The sequence below is a fragment of the Paenarthrobacter sp. CM16 genome (assembly GCF_013179505.1).
In the GTDB taxonomy this organism is placed as follows: Bacteria; Actinomycetota; Actinomycetes; order Actinomycetales; family Micrococcaceae; genus Arthrobacter.
The window spans coordinates 1-5,774 of record NZ_JABMCX010000295.1 but is presented as its reverse complement, the minus strand read 5'-3'; the positions used below and the strand labels follow the sequence as shown (position 1 = coordinate 5,774).

Sequence of the window (5,774 nt, the reverse complement as noted above, 5' to 3'; positions counted from 1 at the left end):
GGGTGGAATCAGGGGCAGCGGGCCGGTAAGGACGCCCACTACTCGCGGCCCAGATCGCGGTGGGTGGTGGTGACGGTGACACGTGGATACTGTGCCAAACGCTTGGAAAGTTCCACCGCGACTGCCACTGAACGATGCTTGCCACCGGTGCAACCCACAGCCAACGTGGCGTAGTGCTTGTTCTCCTGGCGATAGCCGTCCAGGACAGGCTCCAAGGCCCGGACGTATCTGTCCACGAACTCATGCACGCCGTCGGCAGCGAGCACGTAGTTGCTGACGTCCTCATCCAAGCCTGTGTGAGGCCGCAGCTTGGGAACCCAATGCGGATTGGGAATGAAGCGGGCGTCGGCTACGAAGTTGGCATCCACGGGGAGCCCGTACTTGAATCCAAAGCTCATGACGTTCAGCCGCAAGGTTACCGGGCCGGTGTCGCTGAATAATTCGGTGATGGCTGTAGCGAGGCCATGGACGTTGAAGTCCGATGTGTCCAACACGACGTCTGCATGCTCGCGCAGTTCCCGCAGGACTTCCCGCTCGATCCCGATGCCGTCCAGGATCCGACCACCGCCTTGAAGAGGGTGGGGACGGCGTCCTTGCTCGAAACGTCGGACCAGGACCTCGTCATTGGCATCCAGGAACAGTACCCGGAAGGTGATGCCACTGGCGCTGAGCGCGCCCAGCGCCGTCTGGATGTCGGTAAACAGGTCCTTGCTGCGGACATCCACCACCACCGCCAGCTTGGGAATGGATTTGGGAGCATGCGAGACAATTTCGGCCAGGGTTCCCAGCATTTGCGGCGGGAGGTTGTCCACCACATACCAGCCATGGTCTTCCAGGGCATCAGAGGCCGTACTGCGGCCTGCCCCGGACATCCCGGTAACTACCAGCAGTTCCGCCTCCGGTGGCTTGACGGGCGTGAGGCCGTCCTGCTCCGTTCCGGACCCTGCCGTTGCCTCATCCATGAATTGTTCCCCGTTTCGTCGGAAATGGTGCTTACAGCCTGCTACGCGCACCATAAAGGTCACCGCACGCCCGAACATGCTCAAGCGCCGGTGACCGCTGGTGCGGCCATCGGCCAGGTTCTAACCCTAGCTAAGATTCAAGGATTTCGCCGGTGGTCATATTGATTGCCGGGACTGCGCCGGAAGGGTCTTCTGCGGAACCCAGGTGTTGAACCACGGCAGCTGCCAGTGCGGGCCCGATGCCCTTGGCCGAGGTGAGCTCTTCAACGGAGGCCGCTTTGATCTTTTTCAGCGATCCGAAGTGCGCCACCAAGGCCTTGCGCTTGGCTTCGCCCAGGCCCGGCACCCCGTCAAGGACGGATACAGTCATGGCCTTCCCGCGTTTCTGCCGATGGAAGGTGATGGCGAAGCGGTGGGCTTCATCACGGATCCGTTGAAGCAGGTAAAGCCCCTGTGATGTCCTGGGGAGGATGACCGGGAAGTCGTTGTCGGGCAGCCAGACTTCCTCCAACCGCTTGGCAAGGCCCACCAGATAGACGTCGTCGATACCCAGTTCCGCCAACGCCCTCTTGGCGGCATTGACCTGCGGCTGTCCACCGTCCACCACCACGAGGTTGGGCGGATAAGCGAACTTGGCTTTGGGGGCGGGCATGGTGGGGTCCGACGGCGGCGCATCAGTCCCGCTCTTGGCCCCCGCACGCGTAGGGTTGACGATTTCGCCGGAGACCACGGGGACCTGGGCAGCCTTGTCCGTCAGGTAATGCTTGAACCTCCGCGTCAGGACGTCATGCATGGCCGCGGTGTCGTCAGCTGCAGCAGCACCCGTAATGGAGAACTTCCGGTAGTCGGCCTTCTTGGGCAGGCCGTCCTCCACCACCACCATGGAGGCCACCACGTTGGTGCCCTGCACGTGGGAGATATCGAAGCACTCGATCCGCAGCAAAGGAACCGGGATATCCAAGGCTTCCTGTAATTCCTGAAGGGCCACGGAACGGACGGTAATGTCACCGGCCCTGCGGGTCTTGTGCAGCTTGAGGGCCTGCTCCGCATTCTCCCGTACCGTGGACATCAGGGCGGCTTTGTCTCCGCGCCGGGGTACGCGGATGTCCACTTTGGCGCCGCGCAACCCGCCAAGCCACTCAGTAAGTTCGGCATGGTTGCTGGGCGTTTCCGGCACCAGGACTTCGCGGGGAATACGGCCTTGGACCTCGCTGTCCTCGCCGTAGACCTGTTGCAGAAGGTGTTCAATCAGTTCAGGAGTTGTGGCATCTTCGACCTTCTCCACAACCCATCCGCGTTGTCCCCGGACCCGGCCGCCACGGACATGGAAGACCTGCACGGAGGCTTCCAGTTCGTCATCATGGAGCGCGAAGACGTCAGCGTCGGTATCTTCGGCAAGAACCACGGCATTGCGCTCAAAGACCTTGCGCAGCGCAATGATGTCATCCCTGAGCCCGGCAGCCTTCTCGTAGTCCAGTTCGGCAACGGCTGCTGCCATGTCCTTTTCCAGGCGGCCAATGAAACGTTTGGCTTCGCCACCCATGAAGGAACAGAAATCCTCCGCGAGGTTTCGGTGTTCCTCGGGAGTCACGCGGCCCACACAAGGTGCGGAGCACTTATCGATATAGCCCAGCAGGCAGGGACGCCCGCTGGATTCGGCGCGTTTGAAGACACCTGCGCTGCAGCTGCGGACCGGAAAGACCCGTAGCAGGGTATCCATCGTTTCCCGGATGGCGCCGGCGGTATAAGGTCCGAAGTATCTGGTGCCCTTCCTCCGCTCGCCGCGCATAACCTGCACGCGGGGGTACTTCTCCCCCATGGTGACGGCGAGGTAGGGATAGGTTTTGTCGTCCCGGAAGACGACATTGAAGCGGGGCTTGAATTCCTTGATCCAGGTGTATTCCAGCTGCAGTGATTCCAGCTCGCTGCCTACCACGGTCCATTCGACACTGCTGGCCGCATGGACCATGGCATGGGTCTTGGGAAGGAGCCCGGCCGGGTTGGCAAAGTAGGAATTGAGCCTTGACCTGAGGTTCTTTGCCTTGCCCACATAGATGACGCGACCATGGGGGTCGCGGAAACGATAGACGCCCGGAGTGGTAGGAATTTCACCCGTACGGGGCCGGTAACTTGCTGGATCTGCCACGTTTCCAGTCTAGTGAACCGGAACGACGCCCAATGCCACCTCAAAGAGGCGGCGGCTAGTCGACGGACTTGCTTTGGTTGTAGCTTGCAGAACGTTCCTGGCCGCTGAGCAGGGCAATGGCGTCCATGATTTTGTCGGTCACTTCACGCCGAGCCGGAAGCGAGTGGTCCGGTCCGGTCTTCTCAAAATAGAGGGGCTCCCCCACCTTCATGATGAAGTGCTGGGGCCGCACTGCGTTCTTATCCGCCGGCTGCAGCTTTTCGGTTCCAATCAGCCCTACGGGAATCACGGGTGCGCCCGTGGTCAGGGCCAGCCATCCCACTCCGGTCCGTCCCCGGTAAAGGATGCCGTCACGGGACCTGGTGCCCTCAGGATAAATACCGATGCCCTTGCCTGACTCAAGAATGTCCAGCAAGGTCTTGAGTGCCTGCACGCTGGCCGCCTGCTCTCCGCGTTCCACCGGAATGGAACCCACGGCCTCGAAGAAGGATTTCATGACGGCGCCTTTGACGCCCTTGGTGGTGAAGTACTCGGCCTTGGCAAAGAAAGCCACAGGACGCGGCATGAGGGCCTGGACAATCACACTGTCAAGGAAGGAAAGGTGGTTTGGAGCCACAATGAAGGGCCCCTCTTTGGGAACGTTTTCCAACCCAATGACAGTAGGCCGGCACGTGGAGGAAATCAGTCCACGGGTAGTCCACCGGATCGCATCAAAGACTGCCATCGTTTTGTACCTCGCTCAGGGCTGCCGCACGGACAGCGTCAAGTTCTTCAATTTTGGTCCGCAACTCAGCTGCGGTTTGCACCACTGCCACCGCGCCGGCTTCCTCGAGTTCACCGTCCGGAGCGAACCCCCAGGCCACGCCAATGCAATCCAAGCCGTTTGCCATGGCTCCGGCAACGTCCTGGTGCCTGTCGCCCACCATCACGGCCGGCTGTGAATGCAGGTCAGCCAAGGCGGCGCCAACTATCGCCACCTTGCCGGAAGCCGTGTTGGCCTCCAATGACTCGTTATCCGCTGCCCCACGGATGGAGACGAAGAAGTCAGTAATTTTGTGGTGTTCCAGGACGAGCCGCGCAATGGACTGCGGCTTCTGAGTAGCAACTGCCACGGGCCGGCCGGATTCAGCAAAGTACTCCAGGAGCTCGAAGATTCCCGGGTAGAGCTTGCTCTGTCCAATGCCGGTTTCCTTGTAATGACGCCGGTAACGGTCAATGGTTTCGTTGACCAGCGACTCGGGAACATTGGCCAAATGCAGGAGAGAGTCGCTGAGTTTGGGACCCACCATGGAATTCAGTACGGCCTGCTCCGGAACGGGAAGGTTCATTTCACGGAGGGCCGCCGAGATTCCTCCCGTGATACCGCCGGCAGGATCGACAAGGGTGCCGTCCAGATCGAATATTACGGGCACCGTTGTTTGAGTCACCGGGTTAGTTTCTCACGAGTAGCGGCATGCCTGAAACTCGCATGCCGCTACCGGAATACTTCCAGTGGCTAACCGAGAATTTCAGCCAGGAAGGTGGCCGTGTGGCTATCGGTTGATTTTGCCACCTGTTCGGGTGTTCCGGTGGCCACGATCTTTCCGCCACCGGAACCGCCGTTGGGGCCAAGGTCCACAATCCAGTCCGCAGACTTGATGACGTCCAGGTTGTGCTCGATCGTGATGACCGTGTTGCCTTTATCCACCAAGCCCTGAAGCACCATGAGCAGCTTCCGGATGTCCTCGAAGTGCAAACCCGTGGTGGGTTCGTCCAGGACATAGATGCTGCGCCCGTTGGAGCGCTTCTGCAGCTCCGCAGCAAGCTTCACGCGCTGGGCCTCGCCGCCGGACAGCGTAGTAGCCGGCTGACCCAGCCTGACGTAACCCAGGCCCACATCCACCAGGGTGTTCAGGTGGCGTGCGATCGGAGTGAAGGCAGCGAAGAACTCCGCGCCTTCCTCGATGGGCATATTGAGGACATCGGCAATGGTCTTGCCCTTGTAATGGACCTCAAGGGTTTCCCGGTTGTACCTGGCGCCGTGGCAAACCTCGCAGGGAACGTAGACATCCGGCAGGAAGTTCATCTCGATCTTCAAAGTACCGTCGCCTGAACAGGCCTCGCAGCGCCCGCCCTTGACGTTGAAGGAGAACCGTCCCGGCTGATAGCCGCGAACCTTGGCTTCGGTGGTCTCGGCGAAAAGCTTGCGGATGTTGTCGAACACACCGGTATACGTTGCGGGGTTGGAACGGGGCGTTCGGCCGATGGGGCTTTGATCGACGTGGACCACCTTGTCCAGGTGCTCCAGGCCGGCCACCGTCCGGTGCCGTCCCGCCACCTGCTTGGCACCGTTGAGCTTGTTGGCAAGGACCTTGTACAGGATCTCGTTGACCAATGTGGACTTACCGGAACCGCTGACGCCGGTCACGGCAGTAAAGAGTCCCAGCGGGAACGTGGCATCAACATTGTTGAGGTTGTTCTCACGGGCACCAACAACCTTGAGCTCACGCTTTTTGTCGTACTTACGGCGCTTGGTGGGAACCTCGATCTTCCGGCGTCCTGACAGGTAGTCACCTGTCAGGGAATCCGTGTTTTCCAACAACTCCTTGTAGGTTCCGGAGTGCACCACCTGGCCGCCGTGTTCTCCGGCGCCCGGTCCAATGTCCACCACCCAGTCGGCCTCGTGG

At 60.6% G+C, this 5,774-nt stretch carries 4 protein-coding genes and 1 pseudogene; all 5 read right to left on the bottom strand.

Going from position 1 to position 5,774, the window contains the following annotated elements; all coding sequences use genetic code 11:
* Positions 1–38 precede the first annotated feature (38 nt).
* Positions 39–962, bottom strand: a complete 924-nt coding sequence (gene rapZ / locus HP499_RS19950) for an RNase adapter RapZ (RefSeq protein WP_172325881.1) — start codon at positions 960–962, stop codon at positions 39–41.
* Positions 963–1,092: 130 nt separating this feature from the next.
* A complete protein-coding gene (gene uvrC / locus HP499_RS19945) occupies positions 1,093–3,108 on the bottom strand; it encodes an excinuclease ABC subunit UvrC (protein WP_172325880.1) in 2,016 nt (671 codons plus the stop codon).
* A gap of 55 nt (positions 3,109–3,163) precedes the next feature.
* Positions 3,164–3,832, bottom strand: coding sequence for a 1-acyl-sn-glycerol-3-phosphate acyltransferase (locus HP499_RS19940; RefSeq protein ID WP_172325879.1), 669 nt, complete (start codon positions 3,830–3,832; stop codon positions 3,164–3,166).
* Positions 3,819–4,535 carry an HAD hydrolase-like protein gene (locus HP499_RS19935; protein ID WP_172325878.1) on the bottom strand — a complete coding sequence of 239 codons (717 nt, stop codon included), beginning with the start codon at positions 4,533–4,535 and terminating at the stop codon, positions 3,819–3,821. The genes HP499_RS19940 and HP499_RS19935 overlap by 14 nt, the downstream gene beginning before the upstream one ends.
* 68 nt (positions 4,536–4,603) lie before the next feature.
* Positions 4,604–5,774, bottom strand: a pseudogene (locus tag HP499_RS19930) (ATP-binding cassette domain-containing protein); the annotation flags it as partial.

Excerpts from the sequence above, each read along its gene's own strand:
- rapZ (WP_172325881.1), bottom strand. The coding sequence starts at position 962 with ATGGATGAGGCAACGGCAGGGTCCGGAACGGAGCAGGACGGCCTCACG.
- HP499_RS19940 (WP_172325879.1), bottom strand. The coding sequence starts at position 3,832 with ATGGCAGTCTTTGATGCGATCCGGTGGACTACCCGTGGACTGATTTCC.